The organism is Xanthomonas sp. WHRI 10204, assembly GCF_040202875.1.
In the GTDB taxonomy this organism is placed as follows: Bacteria; Pseudomonadota; Gammaproteobacteria; order Xanthomonadales; family Xanthomonadaceae; genus Xanthomonas.
The window spans coordinates 1,831,906-1,855,530 of sequence record NZ_JBEGDW010000001.1; the positions used below are offsets into that span (position 1 = coordinate 1,831,906).

A 23,625-nucleotide genomic window follows, 5' to 3' on the forward strand; every position below is an offset into this window, starting at 1 on the left:
ATGGAGACAGCTTTCGGTACGACACCGCCGAACGACTTACGGTGTCCCATCAATGGCGCATCTGCAACATCGATCAGCTGAGCGAAATCCGGATCGCCGCCGCTGCCGCCAACGGTGCCAGCACAATGCCGATCACCAATCCGGCGCCCAACAACAACAACGCACCCACCGCATCCTGTCCTTGCCCGCTGGCCGCAACGCTGCCGGCGCCGAACACCAGCACCGGCACATACAGCGGCAACGCCAGCAACGCCACGAGAATACCAGAGCGTTTCATCGTCACCGTCAGTGCCGCAACCACTGCGCCGAGCAGACTCAATAACGGTGTGCCCAATGCCAACGATGCCAGCAGCACCGGCAATTGGTCATGCGGCAGGTGCAGCAATTCGCCCAGCAACGGCGTTACTGCGATCAACGGCAAGGCGCTGGTCGCCCAATGCAGCAGCACGCGCACGGCGATCAACCACGCTAACGGCACCGGTGCCAGCAACCATTGCTCCATCGAACCGTCTTCTACGTCGCTGCGGAACAGCGCGTCCAGCGACAGCAGGCCGGCCAGCAGCACCGACAGCCACAGCACCGCCGGCGCCGCCTGCGCCAGCAGGTCCGGGCGGCCACCCAGGCCCAGCGCAAACAACACCACGATCAGCAGCGCGAACAAGGCCGGCTGCAGCGCGTCGCTGCGACGGCGCCACAGCAATTGCAGATCGCGACGCAGCAGCGCGCGCGCGGCCTGCAGCAAGGATGGTTGTGGCGACGGCGGCGTGCTCATGCTGCGGCCTCCAGGGTGAGCATTCGGGTGCGCACCGGCGGGGCCGCATAGGCGCCATGCGTGGTGACCAGCGCCGCGCCGCCACCGCGCAGATGCGCGGAGATCATCCGGTTGACCAAGGTGATGCCGTCCAGATCGAGGTTGGCGTAGGGCTCGTCCAGCAGCCACAACGGCGCAGGCGACAACCATAGCCGCGCCAGTGCCAGCCGTTTGCGTTGCCCGGCCGACAACTGCCGCACCAGGGCATCTTCGTAGCCGGCCAGTCCCACGATGGCCAACGCGCTGCCGGGCATCTGCTTGGCCCGCCGGCCATGCAGGCCACACAGAAAGTGCAGGTTTTCCAGGGTGCTCAGATCGGCTTTCAGGCCGGGCAGGTGTCCCAGGTAGGCCATGAAGCGACTGCGGTCGCTGCGCCGGGCGGTCTTGCCGTCGATCTGGATTTCGCCGTGCTCCACATGCAGCAGGCCGGCCAGCACCCGCAGCAAGGTGGTCTTGCCGGCGCCGTTGTCGCCCTGCACCAGCAGGGCTTCGCCGGCATCGACATGGAAATCCAGCGGGCCGAAGACCGGCTCCTCATTGCGGCTGAAGGCCAGCGCGCGCGCCGCCAGTAGCGGGGGCGCAGTGTGCAGCGGTTCGATCATCGGCGCAGCGGGCTCCCGTCGCAGGACGGCATGGGGAAGGGCGGGACAGGGCGCGCATTGTAGCGACGATGGCCGCGGCACGGGCGCACCGCAGCGGCGCGATGTGTCCGGGAACGCTGTTTTGCGGTGAGCCTGGCGCAACCGCGCGGCCGCTTTGCGTACACTCGCGGTCCCCCGTTTCTTGTTCCGGACAGGCACGATGCCCCTCACGACCAAGCTGCCCAAGGTGGGCACCACCATCTTCACCGTCATGTCGCAGCTGGCGGCCGAACACGGCGCGGTCAACCTGGGACAGGGCTTTCCCGATTTCCCGGTGCCGCAGCGCCTGGTCGATGAGCTGGCAGCGGCCATGCGCGCCGGCCACAACCAGTACCCGCCGATGACCGGTGTTGCGTCACTGCGGCAAGCCATCGCCGGCAAGGCGCAGCGCTGCTACGGCGCACAGGTCGACGCTGACACCGAAATCACCGTCACCAGCGGCGCCACCGAGGCGATCTTCAATGCCATTCACGCCGTGGTGCGGGCCGGTGAAGAAGTCATCGTGCTGGACCCGGCCTACGACTGCTATGAGCCGGCGATCGATCTGGCTGGAGCGCGCGCGGTGCATGTGGCGCTGCACCCGCAGACCTTTGCGGTCGATTGGCAGGCGCTGCTCGCGGCGATCACGCCGAAGACGCGACTGCTGATGATCAACTCGCCGCACAACCCGTCCGGCGCGATGCTCTCGGCCGAGGACACGCAGACGCTGACCGAACTGCTGCGCGGCACCGAAATCTTCTTGCTGTCCGACGAAGTCTACGAGCACATCGTGTTCGATGGCCGCCGCCACGAATCGGTGTTGCGCTGGCCGGAACTGCGCGAGCGCGCGTTCGTGATTTCCAGTTTCGGCAAGACCTACCACTGCACCGGCTGGAAGATCGGCTATGCCATCGCACCGCCGGCGCTCACCGCCGAATTCCGCAAGGTGCATCAGTACAACACCTTCACCAGCTTCGGCCCGGCGCAGCACGCGTTCGCCGCGATGATCCGCGATGAGCCCGAGCACGACGAGCAGCTTGGCGCGTTCTATCAAGCCAAGCGCGACCGCTTCCGCGAACAGCTGTTGACCACGCGCCTGATACCGCTGCCGGTGCCCGGCGGCTATTTCCAGCTGGTGGACTACTCGGCCATCAGCGATCTGCCCGATACCGAATTTGTGAAGTGGCTGACGATCGAAAAGGGCGTGGCCGCGATTCCGCTCTCGCCGTTCTACGAACAGGTACCGGCCGGTCAGCGACTGGCACGACTGTGCTTTGCCAAGAACGACGCGACATTGGATGCGGCGATCGAACGTTTGCAGAAGCTCTGAGGGCCGGGAATGGGGAATCGTAAGAGCGTTACTGGACGCCTTCTCGATTCCTGCCGGCCCGGGAGAGGGAATCGTGAGCGCGTCGCGGGTGTCCTTCTCGCCCCTCCGACGTTGTCACCCACATAGCGCACAGACACCACCACACCCGCTCTACCCATTCTCGATTCCCGACTCCCCATTCCCGAGCCACCTATGCACGACCTGCGCATCTCCCTGATCCAAGGCGATACCCGTTGGCATGATCCGGCCGGCAATCGCGATTATTACGCTGCATTGCTGCAGCCATTGGCAGGGCAGACCGATCTGGTGATCCTGCCGGAGACCTTCACCAGCGGGTTCTCCAACGAGGCCATCGACAAGGCCGAAGGCATGGATGGGCCGACCGTGGAGTGGGTGCGTGCTCAGTCGGCGCGGCTGGGTGCTGCGGTCACCGGGAGCGTGCAATTACGCACGCCCGAAGGCGTGTTCAACCGGCTGCTGTGGGCCACACCGGATGGGGCGCTGCAGTATTACGACAAGCGTCATCTGTTCCGCTTCGGCAACGAGCATCTGCGCTACGCGGCCGGGCGCGATCGCCTGTGCGTGGACTGGAAGGGTTGGCGGATCAATCCGCAGGTGTGCTACGACCTGCGCTTTCCGGTGTTCTGCCGCAACCGCTTCGATGTCGAGCGGCCGGGCCAGCTGGATTTCGATCTGCAATTGTTCGTCGCCAACTGGCCGTCTGCGCGCGCGTATGCATGGAAGACGCTGCTGCGCGCACGCGCGATCGAAAACCTGTGCTTTGTGGCAGCGGTCAACCGCGTCGGTGTGGATGGCAATCAGCTGCATTACGCCGGCGACAGCGCAGTGATCGATTTCCTCGGCCAGCCGCAGGTGGAAATCCGCGAGCAGCCGCAGGTGGTCACCACCACCCTCAGTGCCGCCGCACTCGCCGAGCACCGCGCCCGCTTCCCGGCAATGCTGGATGCGGATACGTTTGTGATCAGGGATTAGAGATTAGGGATTGATGCAAGCAGCCAAGGCACAGCCGTCCGCTCGCCTGCCGTTGCCAATCCCCAATCCCGACTCCCCAATCCCGGCTACTCAGCCAGCCGGATTTCGTAAAGCTGCGGCCAACGCTTGCCGGTGACGAATAGCCGATCGTGTTCGGCGTCGTAGGCGATGCCGTTGAGCACATCGTTGCTGGGGTCGGTCAAGGTGTCGGCATCCGGAACCAGCGCCTTCAAGTCGATCCAGCCGATCACCTTGCCGCTGGCCGGGTCGATCCGTGCGATGCGGGTGGTGAGCCAGACATTGGCCCACAACTCGCCCTTGACCCATTCCAGTTCGTTGAGATTGTCCAACGGCTTGCCACCGGCGGTGACCTTGATGGTGCCGGTCTGCTGCAGCGTTTGCGGGTCCAGCCGGCGGATGCGGGCAGTGCCATCGCTCATGTACAGGTTGCGGTTGTCGCTGGTCAGCGCCCAGCCTTCGCCGGCGTACGCGAAGTGCGAGCGCGGTGTCAGCGTGGCCAGGTCGTAGACGAAGCCCCGTTGGTTACGCCAGGTCAACTGAATCAGCCGGTCGCCCCAGGCCACGATGCCTTCGCCGTAGTAGGGCGTTGGCGTATCGGCCTGCTGCAGCACGCGGCCGGTTTCCAGCTCGACCTTGCGCACGCTGGAGTGGCCCAGCTCGCCGGTGCTCTCGTACAGATGCCCGTTGAGATAGAACAGGCCTTCGGTAAAGGCGGCGGTGTCGTGCGGATAACGATTGACGACGGTATAGCCCCGGGTCGGAATCGTCTCGCCGCAATGCGCGAGCGACGGCAGCAACAGGGCGGCGAAGAGCAGTCTGTGGGCGATGCGTGACATGCGCGGATGATCCCACGGCGCGGCCGCTTCTGCAGCGCCGTTCCTTGCGAGGCCCCGAGATAATCATTCGCTGAACGCGCGTTGGAGAGGTGCCGCCACCTTGTCGCGGCTGCCACATCGGCGCTGCTAGTCTCCGGCCACGTCCACCACCGGCAACGCACACATGATCAAGTCACTGTCTCTTTTTGCACTGCTTGGCGCGGCAACGCTGGCGCCGCAGGCACAAGCCGCCGGCAACATCGATTGCCAGCTGAAGTTCAACCTGTCCGGCTGGTCGGTGTTCTACAAGACCGCCAGCGGCACCGGCACCATTACCTGCGATAACGGGGCTGTCATTCCTGTCAAGATTTCCAGCAAGGGCGGCGGTCTGACGGTGGGCAAGTCCAAGATCACCGGTGGCCGCGGCTCATTCTCCGGTGCCTACAGTCTGAATGACCTGTTCGGCACCTATGCCTCTGCCGAAGCGCATGCGGGCGTGGTCAAGTCCAGCACCGCGCAGGTGGTCACCAAGGGCGATATCTCGCTCGCGCTCGCCGGTACTGGCGAAGGCGTCGACCTGGGCGTTGCGGTCGGCAACTTCGTGATCGAACGCCGCAAGTAATACGTGGGAGTTCTGGCAGCAGGTAGCGACGCCGCATGCGGTTTGCATGGTTGCGTTGCCGCCGATGTCAGCTGCGGGCAGCGGTTGGCCAATGAGATCGACCAGGTTGCACCGACCCATCTATCGAAGCGGCAACCACGTCGACCCCAATAAAAAACGGCCCCTCGCGGGGCCGTTTTTTTTAGTGCATGCAGCGAGGATCAGCGGCCGCGATTGCCGCCGCCAGGTGGACGACGGTTGCCACCACCGGGCGGACGACCGCCCGGGCCACGCGGTGCGCCACCGGGACCACCCGGTCCGCGAGCGCCGCCACCCGGACCGCCGGGGCCGCGATTGCCGGCCGCAGGTCCGCGGTTACCGCCCGGGCCCGCCGGACGGCCGCCGCTCGGGCGGCTGGCAGGACGCGCGGCGCCATACGGGCTGGAACCCGGATTGGCATGATCGGACGGGAAGCTCGGCGCATTGCCCGGGTGACCATAGGGATGCTTGCGCTGCCCCTGGCCTTGACCCTGCGATTGACCTTGTCCACCGCCGCCAGCAGCGCCACGGCCCTGACCCTGACCGCCGGCACCAGGACGCGCGCCGCCCGGACCCTTCTTGGCGTAGGGGCGGGCCTGGCCGGTGCCAGGACCGCTGGGGCCGGCGTTGCGGTGGCCGCTCGGGCCGGTGCTCACGCCATCGGGCACATACCAGCTACGGAACGCGGCCGGGTTGCCATCCGGCAGTGCGCGGTCGCCCTTGCCGGGTGCGCGCGGCTTGAACGGGCGCTGCTGCGACTGCCGCGCGGCTGCTTCACCGCTGACGGTGAGACCACCCTTGAAACCGCCGGGCTTGCCGCGACCGCGGCCGCCGCGATCGTCACGCGGGTTGTCGAAACGGCGCAGCTCGCGGCCTTCATCGGCGCCGGAGGTCTGCCCATTGACGTAGGCATTGCTGCGGCCATCGCGCGAGACGTGCACGGTCGATTTGGCAGCGCGACGCTGGCCGATCACCGGCTGCAGGGTCAGTGCCGACGGCGCGCCTTCTTCCAGCTTGAGCTCGGCGCGCAGGGCGTCGACCTTTTCCTGCACCACTTCCACCGACTGCCCACGCAGCAGTTCGCGCGGCAGCGAGATCTTGCCGTAGCGGCTGCGCTTGAGGCGACTGACCTGGCAGCCCTGCGATTCCCACAGACGGCGCACTTCACGGTTGCGGCCTTCCTTGACCACCACGCGGAACCAGTCGTGCGAATCGGTGCCGCCGATACGGTCGATCTCGTCAAACTTGGCGCCGCCGTCTTCCAGCAGCACACCGCGCGACAGGCGCTCGATGATGGCGTCGGAGACGTTTTCTTCGCCTTCCGGGGCACGCACGCGGACCACGTATTCGCGTTCGACCTCGTAGGAGGGGTGCATCATCGCGTTGGCCAACTCACCGTCGGTGGTCAGCAGCAGCAGGCCGGTGGTGTTGATGTCCAGGCGGCCGATGGCGATCCAGCGCGAGCCCTTCAATGCCGGCAGCGACTCGAACACGGTCGGGCGGCCTTCGGGATCTTCGCGCGTGGTCACTTCGCCTTCGGGCTTGTTATAGATCAGCACGCGCGAGGGCTCGGTCAGCGCGCTGGCCACGAAACTGCGGCCGTCCAGCTCGATCTTGTCGCCGCTGCGCACCGACATGCCGGTCTGCGCGACGGCGCCATTGACCTTGATCAGGCCATCGGCAATGCGCTGCTCGAGCGCGCGGCGCGAGCCCAGGCCGGCCTGGGCCAGCACCTTGTGCAGGCGCTCTTCCAGCTTCGGCGCTTCGGGCGCGCTGTCGCGCTTGAGGGAAAGCTTGTTCAACGACAGCTTGCGGGGGGTGTCACTCATGTGTCTGGCTCCGGCCGACGCGTTGTGGGTCGGCCTCTGGGTCGGAATCGGCTTCGTCAACAGCCACGGTCGTCGTCGCGACGGCGTTGTCTTCGTCTTCGTTCACTGCATCCGCGCGCGTGCCCGGCGCGGTGTCGGGGTCGCCCTCGCGGGCGCTGTCTGGGTCTGGCGTGTGTTGCGTGTGCTGCGCCGAGGAGGCCTCGGGGTGGTGCGGTGTGTCGTCGCTCGGCGCGTCGGCGGTGTCGTCTGCCGTGCCGGCGTCGGCTGCTTCTGTATCGGCGTCGTCGTCGGCGCTGGATGTCTGGTCGTCGTCGGTGCTGTCGCTGCCGACATCGCCATCAACATCGGTGCCGGCATCGATGTCGTTATCTGTTTCGATCGAACGATGCGAATCCACTGCAACGTCCGAGTCGCTTTCGCTGTCGGTCGGCGCACTAGCGCTTGCGTCAACGGCGGTTTCGGCTTCCGCATCGGACGCAGTGGCAAGCGCCGTCTCCGTCTCCGACGCATCCGATGCATGCTCAGCGGCAGCGGCATCGGTGTTGCCACCATCCGCGTCGGACGCCCCTGCATCGGCCTGGCCTTGCGCCGCATCCATCGCTGCTGAGGCCGGCACCACGCCATCCAGCTGACCATCGCGGTCCAGCGGCAGCTGCGGTTCCAGCTCGGCAATGTCCTTCAACTCAGACAATGGCGGCAGCTCGTCCAATCGCTTGAGCCCGAAGTAATCCAGAAAGCCCTTGGTGGTGCCGAACAGGGCCGGCTTGCCGGGCACGTCGCGGTGGCCGACCACGCGGATCCACTCGCGTTCTTCCAGGGCCTGGATGATGTTGCTGCTGACCGCCACCCCGCGCACCTGTTCGATCTCGCCACGCGTGATCGGCTGGCGGTAGGCGATCAGCGCTAAGGTTTCCAGGGTGGCGCGGGTGTACTTGGTGCGGCGCTCGGTCCATAGACGGGCGACCCAGCCGTGCACATCGGCCTTGACCTGGAAACGGAAACCCGAGGCCACCTCGACCAGCTCCACGCCGCGCTCGGCGCAGCCCTCGCGCAGCAGTTCCAGCGCGCGCTCGACGCTGCCGGGCGGTGCCGGCTCTTCTTCCGGAAACAGGCCCTGCAGCTGCGCCAGCGTCAGCGGCTGGCTGCTTGCCAACAGGGCGGCTTCGATAATGCGGGTGATCAGCGCTTGATCCATTCGGTGATCGGCTTCAGATAGGTTCGTTGGCAGCGTCGCTGTCATCGAATTCGCTGGAGAATTGCAACGGCGCATTGGTGTTGCCCAACGCCAGCGACTTCACGTAGATCGGCGCCAGCGGCGCCTCCTGCACGATGTCCAGCAACTGCTCCTTGGCCAATTCGAGCAGCGCCAGGAAGGTGACCAGCACGCCGAGCTTGCCTTCTTCGGCAGTGAACAGCGATTCGAAGCGGTAGAACTTGCCGTCGTCCAGGCGGCTCAGCACATCGCCCATGCGCTGGCGCACACTCAGCGCCTCGCGCTTGATCGCATGGCCGGTAAACAGCTCGGCGCGCTTGAGCACGTCGTACAGCGCCATCAGCATTTCTTTCAGCTCCACCGGCGGCGGCAGCTTGACCGGTGCACGCTCGGGCAGATGCGCCTGCACCGGCGCGCTGTCGCGGCCCATGCGGGGCAGGGTGTCCAGGTCTTCGGCGGCCTGCTTGAAGCGCTCGTATTCCTGCAGACGGCGCACCAGCTCTGCGCGCGGGTCGTCCTCTTCGCCTTCCTGGCTGGGTGGGCGCGGCAACAGCATGCGCGACTTGATCTCGGCCAGGATCGCGGCCATCACCAGATATTCGGCCGCCAGTTCGAAACGCAGTTCCTGCATCACATTGATGTAGTCCACGTATTGCCGGGTGATCTCGGCGACCGGGATATCCAGGATGTCCAGGTTCTGACGGCGGATCAGGTAGAGCAGCAAATCCAGCGGACCTTCGAACGCATCCAGAATCACTTCCAGCGCATCCGGCGGGATATACAGATCCTGCGGGATCTGCAGTACCGGTTGCCCATGCACGACCGCCAGCGGCATTTCCTGCTGCTGTGGGTGAGCGCTTGCGGCTGGCGGAGTCGCGGCGTGCGCGAGTTCGGAATTCATCAGGTCGACATCGGGTCTTACGGTCGCCGGCCGCGGTCTGAGCCGCGCCTGCAGGGCTTTGCCTTGAGTTATTGCGATCAATGTCGTGCCTGTTTCGGCACGATCCCACAAATTCACATACGCCGATCCACATACCATCAGGCGCCGCGTGGCATGCGGCGACGGAACAGCGAGGAGGTCGTCTACGCGAGCCGGCGGTGGGCAGCGAATCGGTCGTCGAATGAGGCGTGGGGCCTGGGCCGACGGGCCGCTGCGTCCGGTTGCGTGTGCAGTAAGCGTCAAGGGTAATGCGTGCGCGGGGGCGGTGTCCAGCGCTGACGCGGCTAGAATCCCTGCGACGATCTTCAAGTTCTGGATGAGGTGGCATGTGTGGTACGTAATCGAAGGGTATGACGGGGTCGACGCGCTGGCCGCGCGTCAGCAGGCGCGACCGGCGCATCTGGCGCGTCTGCAGGCGCTGGCCGCGGCGGGGCGGTTGCTGGTAGCGGGCCCGTGCCCGGCCATCGATGCGGAAGATCCGGGTCCGGCCGGTTTCAGCGGCAGCGTGGTGATCGCCGAGTTCGATGCGTTGGAAGACGCGCGCGCCTGGGCCAATGCCGATCCCTATGTGGCTGCGGGCGTCTACGTGCGCACGGAGGTCCGGCCGTTCCGCCGGGTACTGCCATGAGTACTCCCATGAGCCGGGTCGAGCGGATTCGCCAGGCATTGCAATCGGCGTTGGCACCTACCGAGCTGGAGGTGGTGGACGACAGCCACCGTCATGCCGGCCACGCTGGCGCGCGCGATGGGCGCGGACATTTCAATGTGCGTGTGGTCAGCGCGGTGTTCGCCGGCAAGCCGCCACTGGCCCGTCACCGTGCGGTCTACGCGGCGGTTGGAGAGATGATGCAGACCGACATCCATGCCTTGTCGATCGAGGCGATCGCGCCGGGCGAGGCGGGGTAAAGCGAACCCGCTGGACCAAACCACCGTCGCAGGAGCGCACCCGGGTGCGACGGGCATTGTCGATAACGCCCGCCGCGCCCGGGTGCGCTCCTACGTCGGTAGGGCCTGCGTGCCCACCGATGCAGCAACCCAACCAGCCCAAACGTGATCGACGTTCTGCTTCGTTTGTGGACACGTGGGTGCCGATTTGTTGCGTCGCAGCACATTTATTCACACCTCCATCACTTGCAGGCGCTTGATCTGTAAGCGTTTTCACAGGTGTGAAGATAGGGGTTTACGCCCGCTTATGAAAACGCTTACAGTCCGCGCCAGTTTTGGGAAGTCGGTCGCGGAGGGCGACACGAATGGCCAAGGGTGCGGTCACCATCAAAGATGTCGCTCGGGAAGCACAGGTCTCTGTCGCTACCGTGTCGCGTGCGCTCAACGGGCACGACAACGTTGCCGGGCCGGTGCGCCGGCAGGTCATGGAAGTGGCCGAGCGGCTGCGTTACAGCCCGCATGCGGCAGCCCGCAGCCTGAGCAGCCGGCGGTCCCATACCCTGGGCGTGGTGCTGCCCGATCTGTATGGCGAATTCTTTTCCGAGTTGATCCGCGGCATCGACGGCGCGGCGCGCGCTGCCGGCCAGCACTTGCTGGTGTCCAGCTATCACGGCGACCCGGAAGCCCAGGGCAGGGCGCTGCGGTCGATGCGTGGACGCGTCGATGGCTTGCTGGTGCTCTCTCCCTACGCCGAGCAGCCGGGCTTTCTCACCGATAACCTGCCGCCGTCGCTGCCGACGGTGCTGATCAATGCGCATCTGCCCGGCGCCGGTTATCCGGTGCTGAGCATCGATGACCATGCCGGCGCCATGGCCATGACCGAGCATCTACTGCGCGCCGGCCACCGGCGCATCGCTTTCATCGGCGGGCCCGCGCTCAATTTCGATGCGCGCGAACGCCTGCGCGGTTTCCGCGACGCGATTGCCGGGTTCGGCGACCAGGCGCAGGGCATGGAATATGCCGGCGACTTCGATGAAGCCTCCGGCCATCGCGCCGGACTGGCGATGCTGGCCGCCGGCACCTTGCCCGATGCGGTATTTGCCGCCAACGACATGACCGCGCTCGGTTGCCTGTACGCGTTTGCGCAGGCCGATGTGTCGGTACCCGGCGATGTGGCATTGGCCGGATTCGACGACATCCCGCTGGCACGCTTCGTCCATCCGGCGCTGACCACGATGCGGGTCAGCATTGCGCGCCTGGGCGAGCAGGCGATGACCCGATTGATGCGGCTGGTGGAACTGCCCGGCCATGACGACGGTATCCGCCAACTGCTCACGCCCGAGCTGGTGATACGCGCTTCCTGCGGTGCCCGCGAGCCCGGCCCCTGACTTTCGCGGACGTTCTGTCCGCTCCCGCTGCTCCCCCGCAGCGGTCGTTCCTGCTGGTTTGCAACACCACAACAACAATTTGTACCGATCCCTGGAGGGACCAATGCGCCACCACCACCCCCATTCCGCACGCCCGGCGCGCAAGCTGCTCAGCTGTGCCCTGGCCAGCTGCCTGCTCCTGGGCGCCGCGCCTGCATTTGCGCAGAGCACTGCCGCGACCATCCGCGGCCAGGTCACCGTCGACTCGGCGCCTGCGGCGCAGGCCCAGGTGACCGCGACCAATCTCGCAACCGGCCTGACCCGTAGCGTGCAGGTCAACAATGGCGGTTACTCGGTCGGCGGTTTGCCGCCGGGCTCGTACCGCATCGACGTCACCGCCAATGGTCAGACCAGCTCGCAGAACGTGACCGTGCAGGTCGGCCAGACGGCAACCTTGAACCTGGGCGTTGGCGGCGAGCAGGCCACGGCCGAAGGTGGTAACGCCACCACGCTGGACGCGGTGCAGGTCAAGGCACCGCCGGTACTGGTGGAGACGCGCACCTCCGAAAACGCCACCTACATTTCCAACGTCCAGATCCAGAACCTGCCGCGTGCCACGCGCAACTTCCTGGAACTGGCCGATACCGTGCCGAACGTGCAGTTCACCCGCGACGCCAATGGCACCACCAAGGTGCGCTCGGGCGCCACCTCGGCCGAAGGCACCAACGTTTACATCGACGGCGTGAGCCAGAAGAACTACGTGCTGACCGGTGGCGTCAGCGGCCAGGATTCCAGCCGCGGCAACCCGTTTCCGCAGTCGGCGATCGGCGAGTACAAGGTCATCACCTCCAACTACAAGGCCGAGTTCGATCAGGTCAGCGGCGCGGCCATCGTGGCTTCGTCCAAGTCCGGCACCAACGATTTCCACGGCAGCTTCTTCTGGGACACCAGCAATGACGGCTGGCGCGAAGAAAGCCCGCTGGAGAAGAAGGCCGGCGTGCGCGACGACTTTGAAGAAACCCAGTACGGCGCCACCTTCAGCGGCCCGATCCTCAAGGACAAGGCGCATTTCTTCATCGCCTATGAAGCCAAGGAATACACCACCCCCAACGTGGTGATCCCCGGCTCGATCTATTCCGACCGCATCGACCAGTTGCCGGCGCAGCTGCAGCCGCTGGTGGCCACCTACAGCACCCCGTTCAAGGAAGACCTGTACTTCGGCAAGATCGACTGGACCATCGGCGACAACAACCTGTTCGAGCTGACCGGCAAGTACCGCAAGGAAGACGAGCTCAACGACGTCGGCCGCACCTCGACCTACGAGCACGGCAGCATCAATGGCCAGGAAGAAAAGCGCGCCAACCTGCGCTGGCAGTACAGCGGCGCCAACTTCCTCAACGAAGCCAATCTGAGCTACGAGAGCGCGTTCTGGAACCAGGCGCCGCTCAACAATGGCAGCGGCTACGTGCTGAGTTATGCGCCGGTTCGCGGCATCGAAGACGAAGTGCTGTCAGCCGGTGCCGGCGGTAGCTTCCAGCGCAAAGGCCAGAAGGGCTGGACCTTCCAGGACGATCTGACCTTGAACAGCCTGGAATGGCACGGCGCGCACACCGTCAAGATGGGCGTGAAGTTCAAGAGCATCGATCTGGATTCGACCCAGTTCAACCCGGCCAATCCGCAGTACTACTACAACATCCTCACCGATGTCGAAACGCCGTACCGCGTGCGCTTCGGCGCGCCGTTGACCGAAGGTGGCGGCTCGGTGGTGTCCAAGAACAAGCAGTACGGCATCTACCTGCAGGACGACTGGGAGGTCAACGAGCACTGGACCCTCAACCTGGGCGTGCGCTACGACTACGAAGAAACCCCGGCGTTCCTGGACTTCGTCACGCCGTCCGATGTGGTCGGTGCGTTGCAGAACTGGCCGAACCTGCAGAACGCCAACTACAACATCAACAACTTCATCAGCACCGGCAACAACCGCAAGGCGTTCAAGAATGCCTGGCAGCCGCGTCTGGGTGCCTCCTACGACCTGTTCGGCGACCAGGCCCACGTGATCTACGGCGGTGCCGGCCGTGCCTACGACCGCAACATCTTCGATTACCTGGCACTGGAGCAGCTCAACAACTCCTTCAAGTCGTACAGCTATTACTTCACCAGCGCCAACAACCCGGCCTGCCTGGGCGACCCGTGCACGGCATGGAATCCGTCCTTTGCGACTCAGGAAGGGCTCGATGCACTGGCGGCGACCAGCGCTGGCGGCGGTGGGCGTGAAATCTATCTGATCGACAACAACATCAAGACCCCGTACTCCGATCAATTCAGCATCGGCATGCGCAACATGGTGCCGTTATGGGGCCAGGACTGGTTCACCGATGTGACCCTGAGCCGCATCGAGAGCCACGACGGCTTTGCGTTCGTGCGCGGCAACCGTCTGCCTGATGGGTCGTTCTTCCAGCCGGGCACCACCTCGGGCGCGCCCACCGACGGACCGGATGGCTATAGCGCTATCGTGCTCGGCACCAATGGTGTGGAAACCCGCAACAACCAGCTCGCGTTGCAGATCGAAAAGCCCTTCGACGAAGAATCCGGTTGGGGCCTGACCGTGGCCTACACCTATTCCGACGCCAAGGAAAACCGTCAGTTCGGCGAGCACTACGCGCTGGACCGCGAGCGCGTCGAAGACTATGGCTGGCGTGAAGCCGGCGGTATTGCGAAGAACCGCCTGGTGGTCACCGGCATCTACGAGTTGCCCTATGAGGTCAAGCTGTCCGGCAAGCTGTCGCTGGCCAGCCAGACCGCGCGCTACGGCCAGAATTGCCTTGCCGGCAACGACCAGTGCGACATCATCCAGTTCAAGCCGGATGGCACGTTGGGCTACAAGGAGTTCAGCATTGCCGCCAACAAAGAATGGGATACCGGTGCAGGTGTCAAATTCAACGTGCGTGCGGATATCCTCAACGTGTTCAATTGGGTGAACTACGCCAACTTTAACGGCGATACCGGGACACTGTCGGACTTGAATACGGCTTACGGCACACCGACCGGTGTGCTGGCGTCGCCGATGCGTACCTTCCGTCTGGCCTTCGGCCTGAACTGGTGAGGTGCTCGACCGCCCTGGCATGAGGCCAGGGCGGTCGAACTCGGCGCTTGGATAGGGTAGGTTGGCGTGCGAGATGTAATCGATTACACAAGTGGGGGGCGGATGGACAGGGGCAACACGTCGCGTTGGTTGACGATTCCACTCTTGCTGGGCGCGCTGGTGCTGGCGTCCTGCAAACAGGCCGAGGAGCCGAAGGTGGTCGAACAGAAGGCACCGGTGAAAGTGATATTGATCGAGGCGCAGTTGCCTCCCAAGCCGGTCAAGCCACCGCTGCCGCCGCTGTTTTCGGACATCGAACGCCGCACCTTCCAGTTTTTCTGGGATACCACCAATGAACTCAACGGATTGTCTCCGGACCGGTTTCCGTCGCGTCCGTTTGCCAGCATCGCCTCGGTCGGGTTTGCGCTGACCGCGTATCCGATCGGCATCGAGAACGGCTGGGTCAGTCGCAATCAGGCGATCGATCGCACCCTGACCACACTGAAATTCTTCCGCGATGCGCCGATGGGGCCGCAGCGGACCGGTAGGGCCGGCTACAAGGGCTTCTACTATCATTTTCTGGATATGCAGCAGGGCAACCGTTACGACAGCTGGGTCGAGCTGTCGAGCGTGGACACCGCGTTGCTGATGATGGGCGTGTTGTTTACCCAGTCGTATTACGACGGCGACGACCCGCGCGAGAAAGAAATCCGCCAGATCGCCGACACGCTGTACAAGCGCGTGGACTGGCGCTGGCTGCAGCAGCGTGCGCCGCTGATCTCGATGGGCTGGTTCCCGGAGAGCGGCTTCATCGATCACGACTGGATGGGCTACAACGAGGCGATGATGCTGTACATCCTCGCGCTCGGCTCGCCCACCCACGGCGTCGATCCGGAGGCGTGGACCAGCTGGACACGCACCTACAACAACGACTGGGGCGTCTACCAGGGCCAGGAATACCTGTCCTTCGGCCCGCTGTTCGGCCACCAATACAGCCATGTCTGGATCGACTTCCGCGATATCCAGGACCAGTACATGCGCGAACGCGGCATCGACTACTTCCTCAATAGTCGCCGCGCCACCCTGGCGCAGCGCGACTACGCCATCGACAACCCGATGAAGTGGAAGGACTACGGCGAAAACGTCTGGGGCCTGACCGCCGGCGACGGCCCGCAGAACACCAGCCAGGAATACCGCGGCGAGCAGCGCCAGTTCCGCCACTACTCCTCGCGCGGCGCCGGCCTGCGCGAGAACTTCGACGACGGCACCATCGCACCAACTGCGGCTATCTCCTCGATCGTGTTCGCCCCGGAAGTGGTGATCCCGGCTACCGAAGAGATGCACAAGCGCTACGGCGACTTCCTTTATTCCAGCTATGGTTTTCTGGATTCGTTCAACCCCAGCTTCAACTACGACATCCCGCTCAAGACCGGGCGCATGGTGCCGGACCGCGGCTGGGTGGCTAGCGATTACATCGCCATCGATCAGGGCCCGATCCTGGCGATGATCTCCAACTACCAGAACGAATTCGTCTGGACGGTGATGAAAAAGAACGCCTACATCCGCGCCGGTCTGGAACGCGCCGGATTCACCGGTGGCTGGCTCACGCCCGAGGGTGAGCCGCAGCCGCTGCCGCAGAAGGACGAGCAAAAGGCCGCTGCACGCTCGCTGGGCATGGCCGAGTCGCGTGCCGCTGCCGCCCAGGCCCAGCAAGATCCCTCGCAACGCCAAAAACCCGAGTAATCCGTGCGCCTTTTGAAACTGTTGATGTTGGCCGCCGCCCTGTGTGCAGGTGCGGCGGGATGCAACCGCTCCGATCCCGCCAAGACCACCGTGCGCTTCTGGGCCATGGGCAAGGAGGCCGAAGTGGTGGCCGAGCTGGTGGCCGACTTCGAGAAGCAGAACCCGGACATCCAGGTCGATGTGCAGAACATCCCGATGACCGCGGCGCACGAAAAACTGCTCACCGCCTTCGCGGCCGACGGCTTGCCGGACGTGTGCCAGCTCGGCAACACCTGGCTGCCGGAATTTGCGTTGCTGGACACGCTTGAACCGATGCAACCCTACGTGGCGCGCTCGAAGATCGTCGACCCGGTGGACTACTTCCCCGGCGTGTGGGACACCAACGTGGTCGATAACACCTTGTACGGGGTGCCGTGGTATGTGGACACGCGGCTGCTGTTCTACCGCAAGGATCTGCTGCGCGAGGCCGGTTACAGCGAAATGCCAAAGACCTGGGCCGAGATGGAACAGGTGATGGCCGCGATCAAGCGCAAGGTCGGCCCCGACCGTTACGCCATCCTGATGCCGCTCAACGAGTTCGAGCAGCAGCTCTCGTTCGCGCTGCAGCAGGACGACCGTCTGCTGCGCGACCACGACAATTACGGCAACTTTCGCGGCGAAGGGTTCCGCAAGGCGCTGGCGTTCTACGACGGCATGTACCAGAAAGGCTGGGCGCCGAAGGTGTCGGAAACCCAGGTTTCCAACGTCTGGTACGAATTCTTCAACGGCTACTACGCGTTCTATCTGTCCGGGCCCTGGAACGTGCGCGAGTTCAAGCTGCGCCAGCCGCCGGGCATGGAAGGCAAGTGGGGGACCGCCGCATTACCCGGGCCTAATGGTTTGGGCGCGGGCATCGCTGGCGGTTCCAGCCTGGTGATCTTCAAATCGTCCCAGCACAAGGACGCGGCCTGGAAGCTGATCGAATACCTGTCCCAGCCCACGGTGCAGGCGCGCTTCCACGCCATCATCGGCGACCTGCCGCCCCGGCGCAGTACCTGGAAACTGCCGTCGCTGGCCAACGACGAACTGGCGCATGCCTTCGGCGACCAGCTGGAACGGGTCAAGGCCACGCCCAAGGTGCTGGAGTGGGAGCGCATCGTGCAGGAAATGCGCCTGGTGACCGAGCGCGTGGTGCGTGGCGGTCAATCGCACGAGGCGGCCGTGCAGGAACTGGATAAACGCGTGGACGACATCCTGGCCAAGCGCCGCTGGATCTTTGAACAGGAAGGCGGGCATGTTGGGCCGGCCGGCACGTCGGGTGCGCCCGCTACCCGGCCCACGCCGGGCGCAGCAGCGGCTGCAGCCAGCGGCAAGGGAGCGGCACGATGATGAAGCGCAATTCCGTCGCCGGCTGGGTGTTCGCCGCGCCGTCGATCATGGTGCTGGGCATGTTCTTCGGCGTGCCGGTGTTCGCCGCGCTGGTGCTCAGCGTCACCGACTTCGACCTGTACGCGCTAGCCGACAGCAGCCACCTGCGCTTCGTCGGCCTGGGCAATTACATCGAGCTGCTGCAGACGCCGCTGTTCTGGAAGTCGTTGTGGAACACCACCTACTTCGTGCTGCTGGGCGTGCCGATGTCGATCGGCGTGTCGCTCGGCGCAGCGTTGCTGCTCAATGCCAAGGCCTCGCGCTTCAAGGCGGTGTTCCGCACCGCACTGTTCGCCCCGGTAGTGACCACGCTGGTGGCGGTGGCGGTGATCTGGCGCTACCTGTTCCATATCAAATATGGCCTGGTGAACTTCGGGTTGAGCCATCTGGGCATCGCCCCGATCGACTGGCTGGGCGATCCGCGCTGGGCGATGCCCACCATCATGCTGTTCGCGGTGTGGAAGAACTTCGGCTACAACATGGTGATCTTCCTGGCTGGCTTGCAGGCGATTCCGCAGGACCTGTATGAGGCCGCGCGCATCGATGGCGCCTCGCGCTGGAAGCAGTTCCTGCATATCACCTTGCCGATGCTCGGCCCGGTGCTGATGGTGGTCGGGGTGATCACCATCTCCGGCTACTTCCAGCTGTTTGCCGAACCGTACGTGATGACCCGCGGCGACCCACTGCAGAGCACCGTCAGCGTGCTGTATTTCATGTTCGAAGAAGGCTTCAAATGGTGGAACCTCGGCCGCGCGTCGGCAGTGGCGTTCCTGTTGTTCCTGATCATCCTGGCGGTGACCACCGTGATGCTGCGCTTCGGCCGCAAGAGGGACCTGATATGAGTCGTGATGTCGGCGAGTCGCGCTGGAACGCCGTCCTGATCAATGGCGGCTTGCTGGTGCTGGCCTTGATCAGCCTGGCGCCGTTGCTGTGGATGCTGTCGGTGTCGTTCATGCCCACCGGCGAGGCCAGCCGGTTCCCGCCGCCGATGCTGCCGTCGGCGTTCACCCTGGCCAACTACCACGAGCTGTTCGCGCGCACCGGCATGGCGCGTAACTTCGCCAACAGCCTGCTGGTATCCGGGCTGATCACGCTGGGCTCGTTGCTGATCAACACCATGGCCGGCTATGCCTTCGCCAAGCTGCAGTTCGTCGGCCGCGAGCGCATCTTCAAGATCCTGATGGCCGCGCTGGTGATTCCCGCGCAGGTGGCGATGCTGCCGCTATTTCTGTTGATGAAGCAGCTGCATCTGGTCAACAACATCGGCGGAGTGGTGGTGCCGGCGCTGGCCACGGTGTTCGGTATTTTTCTGGTGCGCCAGTACGCACGCAGCATTCCCGATGAGTTGATCGAAGCCGCACGCATCGATGGCGCCAGCGAGATGCGGATCTTCTTCCAGATCGTGCTGCCGATGCTCAAGCCGGTGCTGGTCACCTTGACCATCTTCACCTTCATGGGCTCATGGAACGACTTCATGTGGCCGCTGATCGTGCTCACCGATCAGGAGCAATACACCTTGCCGGTGGCGCTGGCGGCGCTGTCGCGCGAGCACATCATGGACGTGGAACTGATGATGGCCGGCGCAGTGGTGACGGTGATTCCGGTGCTGCTATTGTTCCTGGCGCTGCAGCGTTACTACATTCAAGGTCTTCTGCTGGGGAGTGTGAAGGGGTGAAGCCGATGATCCGGGCAGTGCTTGCCATGGCCGCTGTTGCCAGTGGTGCGGGTGTGGCGCAGGCGCAGGAGCGCGTGCTCGACGGCTTCAACGACATCGGCGCCTGGCGCCTGGTGGTGTCCAACCAGGTCAGCGGTTCGCTGCGCCCGGTGGCGACGCCCTCCGGTGGGCATGCGCTGTGCCTGGATTACAACTTCAACGGCGTCTCCGGCTACGTGGGCATCCGCCGCGCGCTGCCGCTCGAATACCCCGAGAACTACCGCATCGGGTTTTCGCTACGCGGCGAATCGCCGTCCAACGATCTGCAGCTCAAGCTGATCGATGCCAGCGGCGACAACGTGTGGTGGGTCAACCGGCCGGGCTTCAATTTCCCGAAGAACTGGACCACCTTCAACTACCGCAAGCGCAACATCGAAAAGGCCTGGGGTCCGGGTACGGACAAGCAGCTGCGCAGCAGCGCGGATGTCGAGTTCACCATCTACAACAAGGTCGGTGGCAAGGGCTCGGTGTGCTTCGACCGCCTGACGCTCACCCCATTGCCGCCGGAAGACACCTCGCCGCTCAAGGCCGAGGCCATCACCGACACTGCGCCGGCGTTGGAGCAACGTCTGGCCGATGGCAAGCCCGACACCTTCTGGCTCAGCGGCGCGGTCAAGCAACAGACCGTCACGCTGGATCTGGGCAAGGTGCGCGAATTCGGTGGCGCGGTGGTGCAGTGGGTTCCCGGCCTGCAGGCTTCGCAATACGCGGTGCGTGCATCGGCCGATGGCCGCAGCTGGCGTGATCTGCGCACGGTCACCGCCGGTGCCGGCGGCACCGACTGGCTGGCGTTGCCCGATACCGAAGCACGCTATCTGCGTTTCGATCTGAAGGACGGCCCAAACTGGCGCTACGGCATCAAAGAGGTGCAGTTGCAGCCGCTGGCGTTTGCGGCAACGCCCAACGACTTCATCAAATCGCTGGCCGGCCAGTTGCCGCGTGGCAGCTATCCGCGCGGGTTTTCCGGCGAGCAGCCGTATTGGACCATCCTCGGTCTGGACGGCGGCACCGAGCAGGGCCTGATCGGCGAAGACGGTGCGGTGGAAGTGGGCAAGGGCGGTTTCAGCATCGAGCCGTTCGTGGTCACCGGTGGCAAGGTGCTGCACTGGTCCGACGTCAGCAGCGAGCAGAGCCTGCAGGACGATTACCTGCCGATTCCCAGCGTCGACTGGCACCACGACCTGATGAATCTGCGTGTCACCGCGTTTGTGCAGGGCACACCGGATCAGGCGCAACTGGTCGCGCGTTATCAGCTGCACAACACCGGCAAGGAGTCACGTGAGTTCACCCTGGCCCTGGCGGTGCGTCCGTTCCAGGTCAACCCGCCGTCGCAGTTCCTCAACACCCTGGGCGGCGTCAGCCGGATCGAGCAACTGGCGGTGGATGGCGCGCAGGTGAGCGTCAATGGCAAGCCGCGCGTCTTCGCCGCGCAACGGCCCGATGCCAGCTTCGCCAGCGCCTTCGACAGCGGTATGGATGTCACCCATCTCACCGCCGCCACGCCGCCTACGATCACCCAGGTCAAGGACGAAACCGGCCTGGCGTCGGGCGTGCTGCTGTATCGCTGGAAGCTGGAACCCGGCCAGAAGCGCGAAGTGGCGCTGGTGATCCCGCAGACCGGCGCGGCGCAACTGCCCGCCGGCTTCGATGCCGACGCCGCGCAGCAGCAGGTGGCCCAGCAGTGGCGCGGCAAGCTCGATCGTGTGCGCATCAGCGTGCCGGCCGAAGGCAAGCCGGTGGTCGATACGTTGCGCACGGCGCTGGCGCACATGCTGATTTCGCGCATCGGCCCACGCCTGCAGCCGGGAACGCGCTCCTATTCGCGCAGCTGGATCCGCGATGGCGCAATGATTTCCGAAGGCCTGCTGCGGCTCGGCCGCGAAGACGTGGTGCGCGACTACGTGGATTGGTTTGCGCCGTATCAATTTGCCGACGGCATGGTGCCGTGCTGCGTGGACGACCGCGGCAGCGACCCGGTGCCTGAAAACGACAGTCACGGCGAACTGATCTACAACGTCGCCGAGTACTACCGCTACACCGGCGACAGGCCGTTCCTGGAAAAGATGTGGCCGCACGTGACCGGCGCCTTCGACTACATGGAAAAACTGCGCGCCAGCGAGCGCACCGAAGACAACTTCATGCGTAACCCGGCGTTCTACGGAATGATGCCGGTGTCGATCAGCCACGAAGGCTATTCGGCCAAACCGGTGCATTCGTACTGGGACAACTTCTGGGCGCTGCGCGGCTACAAGGACGCCACGATGCTGGCCGGCGTGCTGGACAAGCCGGAGGAGGTCACCCGTTTCAGCGCTGCACGTGACGAATTCAGCGGCGACCTGATCGCCTCGCTGGGTGCGGCGGTGCGCGAGCACAAGCTCGATTTCCTGCCCGGTTCGGCCGAACTCGGCGATTTCGACGCGACCTCCACCACCATCGCGCTGACACCGGGCGGCGAGCAGCAGCGCCTGCCGCAGGAGCTGCTGACCAATACCTTCGAACGCTATTGGAAAGAGTTCTCCGATCGCCGCGACGGCAAGCGCGAGTGGAAGGACTACACCCCGTACGAATGGCGCAACGTCGCCGCGTTCGTGCGGCTGGGCTGGCGCGAGCGTGCTTGGGATGCCACCGCATTCTTCTTCAAGGATCGCGCGCCGCAGCCCTGGAATCAGTGGGCCGAGGTGGTCTCGCGCACGCCGCGTACACCGTTCTTCGTCGGCGATCTGCCGCACGCCTGGGTCGCATCGGACTTTGTGCGTTCGGTGCTGGACATGTTCGCCTACACCCGCGAGTCCGACCAAAGCATCGTGATCGCCGCTGGCACGCCGACCCGCTGGTTCGAAGGCAAGGGCATCGGCATTGCCGAATTGCGCACGCCGTATGGCCGCCTCAACTACACGCTGCAGCGCACCGAAAAACAGCTATCGCTGCAACTGCAACCCGGCCTGTTGCTGCCGCCGGGCGGCGTGGTGTTTGTCTGGCCGTATCAGGGCGAACCCGGCAAGGCGAGCGTCAACGGCGAAACGGTGGAGTGGCAGAACGGTGAGCTGCGTATCCAGCAGATGCCGGCCACCGTGCAGATCGATGTGCCCAGCGCGGTGCGGCGGGCCGAGCGCGCCACGCAATGACGGCGATGCCTTGGCCGGTACGGGCAGGGCAACACTGGCGCCGCGCTGGCCGGTGTGCAGCCGTTGTCGCACTGGCGCTGTGCTGCGCGCACGTGCAGGCAGGCCAGCCTGGTCAGGCTGGGCCGTTACGTGCTGCAGCGCAGTCCAGGCAGGACGGCGCTGCAGCGGTCAATGACCCGGCAGGGCAGGCAACCCCAGCTCCGTCTGCCCGCGGCCTGACCCTGGTTACGCTCAACCTGCATCATGACCGAGAAGACTGGCCGGCCCGCCGCGCCTATATCGCCAAGGAGCTCAAGCAACTGGCACCGGATGTCATTGCGTTGCAGGAGGTCATCGAGCGCCGCGGTAGCGTGGAAAACCAATCCGCTTGGTTGGCGCGCAAGCTGGGCTACGAGGTGATCTTCGCCTCGGTGGATCCTCCCGGTGCCGCCAAGCGCTATGGCAATGCGTTACTGAGCCGGCGCAAGGTGCTGGCGCGCCATGAGCGCCTGCTGCAACCGCTGGACGACTACCGCGTTGCGGCGCATCTGCAGGTGGATATCGATGGCCAGCCGGTCAATGTCTACGTGACCCACCTCAACGAACGCGCCGATGCGCGCGGCACCACAACGCGCACGCGCCAGGTCGGCGACCTGCTGGAGTTCATTGCCTCCACCAGCGCGCAGGCACCGGTGGTGATCGCCGGCGATTTCAACATCGCCGCCGACGCGCTGGATCTGGAGGCGCTACGCAAAGGTTATGGCGACAGCTATGGCAGCGTGCACCGCAACAGCGATGCCACGGTCAGTACCTTGAATTTGCATGTCTTCGACACGCCGGCGCGCATCGACCACGTGTTCTTCCAGCAGAACCGCCTGCTCGCCCGCGAAGCCCGGATTCTGTTCGACACCCCATATGCCGAAGGGCGCTGGGCATCGGATCACTATGGCGTGTGGGTGCGTTTGCAACTCGCACCGGATCAGTCAGCCGCTCCGTAACGCCAACCACGTAGGAGCGCATCCGGGCGCGACGTGTTTTACCGATAACGCCTATCGCGCCCAGGTGCGCTCCTACGAAGCGACTGTAACCGTATCTCGGCGACTGCCTCTCA

Annotated in this window: 19 protein-coding genes; 13 read left to right on the forward strand and 6 right to left on the reverse strand. The window is 64.7% G+C overall.

Going from position 1 to position 23,625, the window contains the following annotated elements:
• Positions 1–73: 73 nt before the first annotated feature.
• Both ccmB and ccmA read right to left on the reverse strand, forming a co-directional pair.
• A complete protein-coding gene (ccmB, locus tag ABQZ00_RS07995) occupies positions 74–772 on the reverse strand; it encodes a heme exporter protein CcmB (protein ID WP_055852130.1) in 699 nt (232 codons plus the stop codon).
• Positions 769–1,413 (reverse strand): heme ABC exporter ATP-binding protein CcmA, encoded by a 645-nt coding sequence (ccmA, locus tag ABQZ00_RS08000; RefSeq protein ID WP_055852134.1) that lies wholly within the window; start codon positions 1,411–1,413, stop codon positions 769–771. Before ccmA ends, ccmB begins: the two co-directional genes overlap by 4 nt.
• A gap of 199 nt (positions 1,414–1,612) precedes the next feature.
• On the opposite strand from ccmA, the gene ABQZ00_RS08005 reads away from it, so the two are divergent.
• Both ABQZ00_RS08005 and ABQZ00_RS08010 read left to right on the forward strand, forming a co-directional pair.
• Entirely contained in the window at positions 1,613–2,761 is a 1,149-nt protein-coding gene (locus tag ABQZ00_RS08005; protein WP_323537149.1) for a pyridoxal phosphate-dependent aminotransferase, read from the forward strand.
• 192 nt (positions 2,762–2,953) lie between these two features.
• The gene (locus tag ABQZ00_RS08010; protein WP_055852142.1) at positions 2,954–3,754 is read left to right on the forward strand and encodes an amidohydrolase; all 801 of its coding nucleotides are present in this window, start codon (positions 2,954–2,956) and stop codon (positions 3,752–3,754) included.
• Positions 3,755–3,840: 86 nt separating this feature from the next.
• Here the strand turns inward: ABQZ00_RS08010 and ABQZ00_RS08015 are convergent, their stop codons facing one another.
• Positions 3,841–4,611 (reverse strand): glutaminyl-peptide cyclotransferase, encoded by a 771-nt coding sequence (locus tag ABQZ00_RS08015; protein ID WP_323517607.1) that lies wholly within the window; start codon positions 4,609–4,611, stop codon positions 3,841–3,843.
• A 163-nt stretch (positions 4,612–4,774) separates the two neighbouring features.
• Here ABQZ00_RS08015 and ABQZ00_RS08020 point away from each other — a divergent pair, with 163 nt between their 5' ends.
• Positions 4,775–5,212, forward strand: a complete 438-nt coding sequence (locus ABQZ00_RS08020; protein WP_055852149.1) for a hypothetical protein — start codon at positions 4,775–4,777, stop codon at positions 5,210–5,212.
• A 200-nt stretch (positions 5,213–5,412) separates the two neighbouring features.
• Here ABQZ00_RS08020 and ABQZ00_RS08025 read toward each other — a convergent pair whose 3' ends face one another.
• Genes ABQZ00_RS08025 through ABQZ00_RS08035 form a run of 3 tightly spaced genes read right to left on the reverse strand, consistent with a single transcriptional unit; the run spans position 5,413 to position 9,173 of the window.
• A complete protein-coding gene (locus tag ABQZ00_RS08025) occupies positions 5,413–7,059 on the reverse strand; it encodes a pseudouridine synthase (protein ID WP_323537148.1) in 1,647 nt (548 codons plus the stop codon).
• Entirely contained in the window at positions 7,052–8,329 is a 1,278-nt protein-coding gene (gene scpB / locus ABQZ00_RS08030) for an SMC-Scp complex subunit ScpB (protein WP_323537147.1), read from the reverse strand. The genes ABQZ00_RS08025 and scpB overlap by 8 nt, the downstream gene beginning before the upstream one ends.
• Positions 8,268–9,173 (reverse strand): segregation and condensation protein A, encoded by a 906-nt coding sequence (locus ABQZ00_RS08035; RefSeq protein ID WP_323537146.1) that lies wholly within the window; start codon positions 9,171–9,173, stop codon positions 8,268–8,270. The genes scpB and ABQZ00_RS08035 overlap by 62 nt, the downstream gene beginning before the upstream one ends.
• 367 nt (positions 9,174–9,540) lie before the next feature.
• Between ABQZ00_RS08035 and ABQZ00_RS08040 the strand changes: the two genes are divergently transcribed.
• The 10 genes from ABQZ00_RS08040 (at position 9,541) to ABQZ00_RS08085 (ending at position 23,512) form a co-directional block, all read left to right on the forward strand.
• Positions 9,541–9,840: a YciI family protein gene (locus ABQZ00_RS08040; protein ID WP_323537145.1), complete on the forward strand. Its 300-nt coding sequence runs from the start codon at positions 9,541–9,543 to the stop codon at positions 9,838–9,840.
• An 8-nt stretch (positions 9,841–9,848) separates the two neighbouring features.
• Positions 9,849–10,118, forward strand: coding sequence for a BolA family protein (locus tag ABQZ00_RS08045; protein ID WP_115513133.1), 270 nt, complete (start codon positions 9,849–9,851; stop codon positions 10,116–10,118).
• A 344-nt stretch (positions 10,119–10,462) separates the two neighbouring features.
• On the forward strand, positions 10,463–11,485 hold the full coding sequence (locus tag ABQZ00_RS08050; RefSeq protein ID WP_323537144.1) for a LacI family DNA-binding transcriptional regulator: 1,023 nt from the start codon (positions 10,463–10,465) through the stop codon (positions 11,483–11,485).
• A gap of 103 nt (positions 11,486–11,588) precedes the next feature.
• Positions 11,589–14,567, forward strand: a complete 2,979-nt coding sequence (locus tag ABQZ00_RS08055) for a TonB-dependent receptor (RefSeq protein ID WP_115553890.1) — start codon at positions 11,589–11,591, stop codon at positions 14,565–14,567.
• A 102-nt stretch (positions 14,568–14,669) separates the two neighbouring features.
• Positions 14,670–16,289 (forward strand): glucoamylase family protein, encoded by a 1,620-nt coding sequence (locus ABQZ00_RS08060; RefSeq protein WP_115559005.1) that lies wholly within the window; start codon positions 14,670–14,672, stop codon positions 16,287–16,289.
• 3 nt (positions 16,290–16,292) lie between these two features.
• Entirely contained in the window at positions 16,293–17,657 is a 1,365-nt protein-coding gene (locus ABQZ00_RS08065) for a sugar ABC transporter substrate-binding protein (RefSeq protein ID WP_323537143.1), read from the forward strand.
• Entirely contained in the window at positions 17,654–18,538 is an 885-nt protein-coding gene (locus tag ABQZ00_RS08070; protein ID WP_115513129.1) for a carbohydrate ABC transporter permease, read from the forward strand. The genes ABQZ00_RS08065 and ABQZ00_RS08070 overlap by 4 nt, the downstream gene beginning before the upstream one ends.
• A complete protein-coding gene (locus ABQZ00_RS08075; RefSeq protein ID WP_005992271.1) occupies positions 18,535–19,371 on the forward strand; it encodes a carbohydrate ABC transporter permease in 837 nt (278 codons plus the stop codon). Before ABQZ00_RS08070 ends, ABQZ00_RS08075 begins: the two co-directional genes overlap by 4 nt.
• Positions 19,372–19,397: 26 nt before the next feature.
• Positions 19,398–22,535 (forward strand): discoidin domain-containing protein, encoded by a 3,138-nt coding sequence (locus ABQZ00_RS08080; RefSeq protein WP_323537142.1) that lies wholly within the window; start codon positions 19,398–19,400, stop codon positions 22,533–22,535.
• A gap of 5 nt (positions 22,536–22,540) precedes the next feature.
• A complete protein-coding gene (locus ABQZ00_RS08085; protein ID WP_323537432.1) occupies positions 22,541–23,512 on the forward strand; it encodes an endonuclease/exonuclease/phosphatase family protein in 972 nt (323 codons plus the stop codon).
• The last annotated feature ends 113 nt before the right edge of the window (positions 23,513–23,625 follow it).

Coding starts and splice junctions, on each gene's coding strand:
- ccmB (WP_055852130.1), bottom strand. CDS start 772: ATGAGCACGCCGCCGTCGCCACAACCATCCTTGCTGCAGGCCGCGCGC.
- ccmA (WP_055852134.1), bottom strand. CDS start 1,413: ATGATCGAACCGCTGCACACTGCGCCCCCGCTACTGGCGGCGCGCGCG.
- ABQZ00_RS08005 (WP_323537149.1), top strand. CDS start 1,613: ATGCCCCTCACGACCAAGCTGCCCAAGGTGGGCACCACCATCTTCACC.
- ABQZ00_RS08010 (WP_055852142.1), top strand. CDS start 2,954: ATGCACGACCTGCGCATCTCCCTGATCCAAGGCGATACCCGTTGGCAT.
- ABQZ00_RS08015 (WP_323517607.1), bottom strand. CDS start 4,611: ATGTCACGCATCGCCCACAGACTGCTCTTCGCCGCCCTGTTGCTGCCG.
- ABQZ00_RS08020 (WP_055852149.1), top strand. CDS start 4,775: ATGATCAAGTCACTGTCTCTTTTTGCACTGCTTGGCGCGGCAACGCTG.
- ABQZ00_RS08025 (WP_323537148.1), bottom strand. CDS start 7,059: ATGAGTGACACCCCCCGCAAGCTGTCGTTGAACAAGCTTTCCCTCAAG.
- scpB (WP_323537147.1), bottom strand. CDS start 8,329: ATGCGCCGTTGCAATTCTCCAGCGAATTCGATGACAGCGACGCTGCCA.
- ABQZ00_RS08035 (WP_323537146.1), bottom strand. CDS start 9,173: ATGAATTCCGAACTCGCGCACGCCGCGACTCCGCCAGCCGCAAGCGCT.
- ABQZ00_RS08045 (WP_115513133.1), top strand. CDS start 9,849: ATGAGCCGGGTCGAGCGGATTCGCCAGGCATTGCAATCGGCGTTGGCA.
- ABQZ00_RS08050 (WP_323537144.1), top strand. CDS start 10,463: ATGGCCAAGGGTGCGGTCACCATCAAAGATGTCGCTCGGGAAGCACAG.
- ABQZ00_RS08055 (WP_115553890.1), top strand. CDS start 11,589: ATGCGCCACCACCACCCCCATTCCGCACGCCCGGCGCGCAAGCTGCTC.
- ABQZ00_RS08060 (WP_115559005.1), top strand. CDS start 14,670: ATGGACAGGGGCAACACGTCGCGTTGGTTGACGATTCCACTCTTGCTG.
- ABQZ00_RS08070 (WP_115513129.1), top strand. CDS start 17,654: ATGATGAAGCGCAATTCCGTCGCCGGCTGGGTGTTCGCCGCGCCGTCG.
- ABQZ00_RS08075 (WP_005992271.1), top strand. CDS start 18,535: ATGAGTCGTGATGTCGGCGAGTCGCGCTGGAACGCCGTCCTGATCAAT.
- ABQZ00_RS08080 (WP_323537142.1), top strand. CDS start 19,398: ATGGCCGCTGTTGCCAGTGGTGCGGGTGTGGCGCAGGCGCAGGAGCGC.
- ABQZ00_RS08085 (WP_323537432.1), top strand. CDS start 22,541: ATGCCTTGGCCGGTACGGGCAGGGCAACACTGGCGCCGCGCTGGCCGG.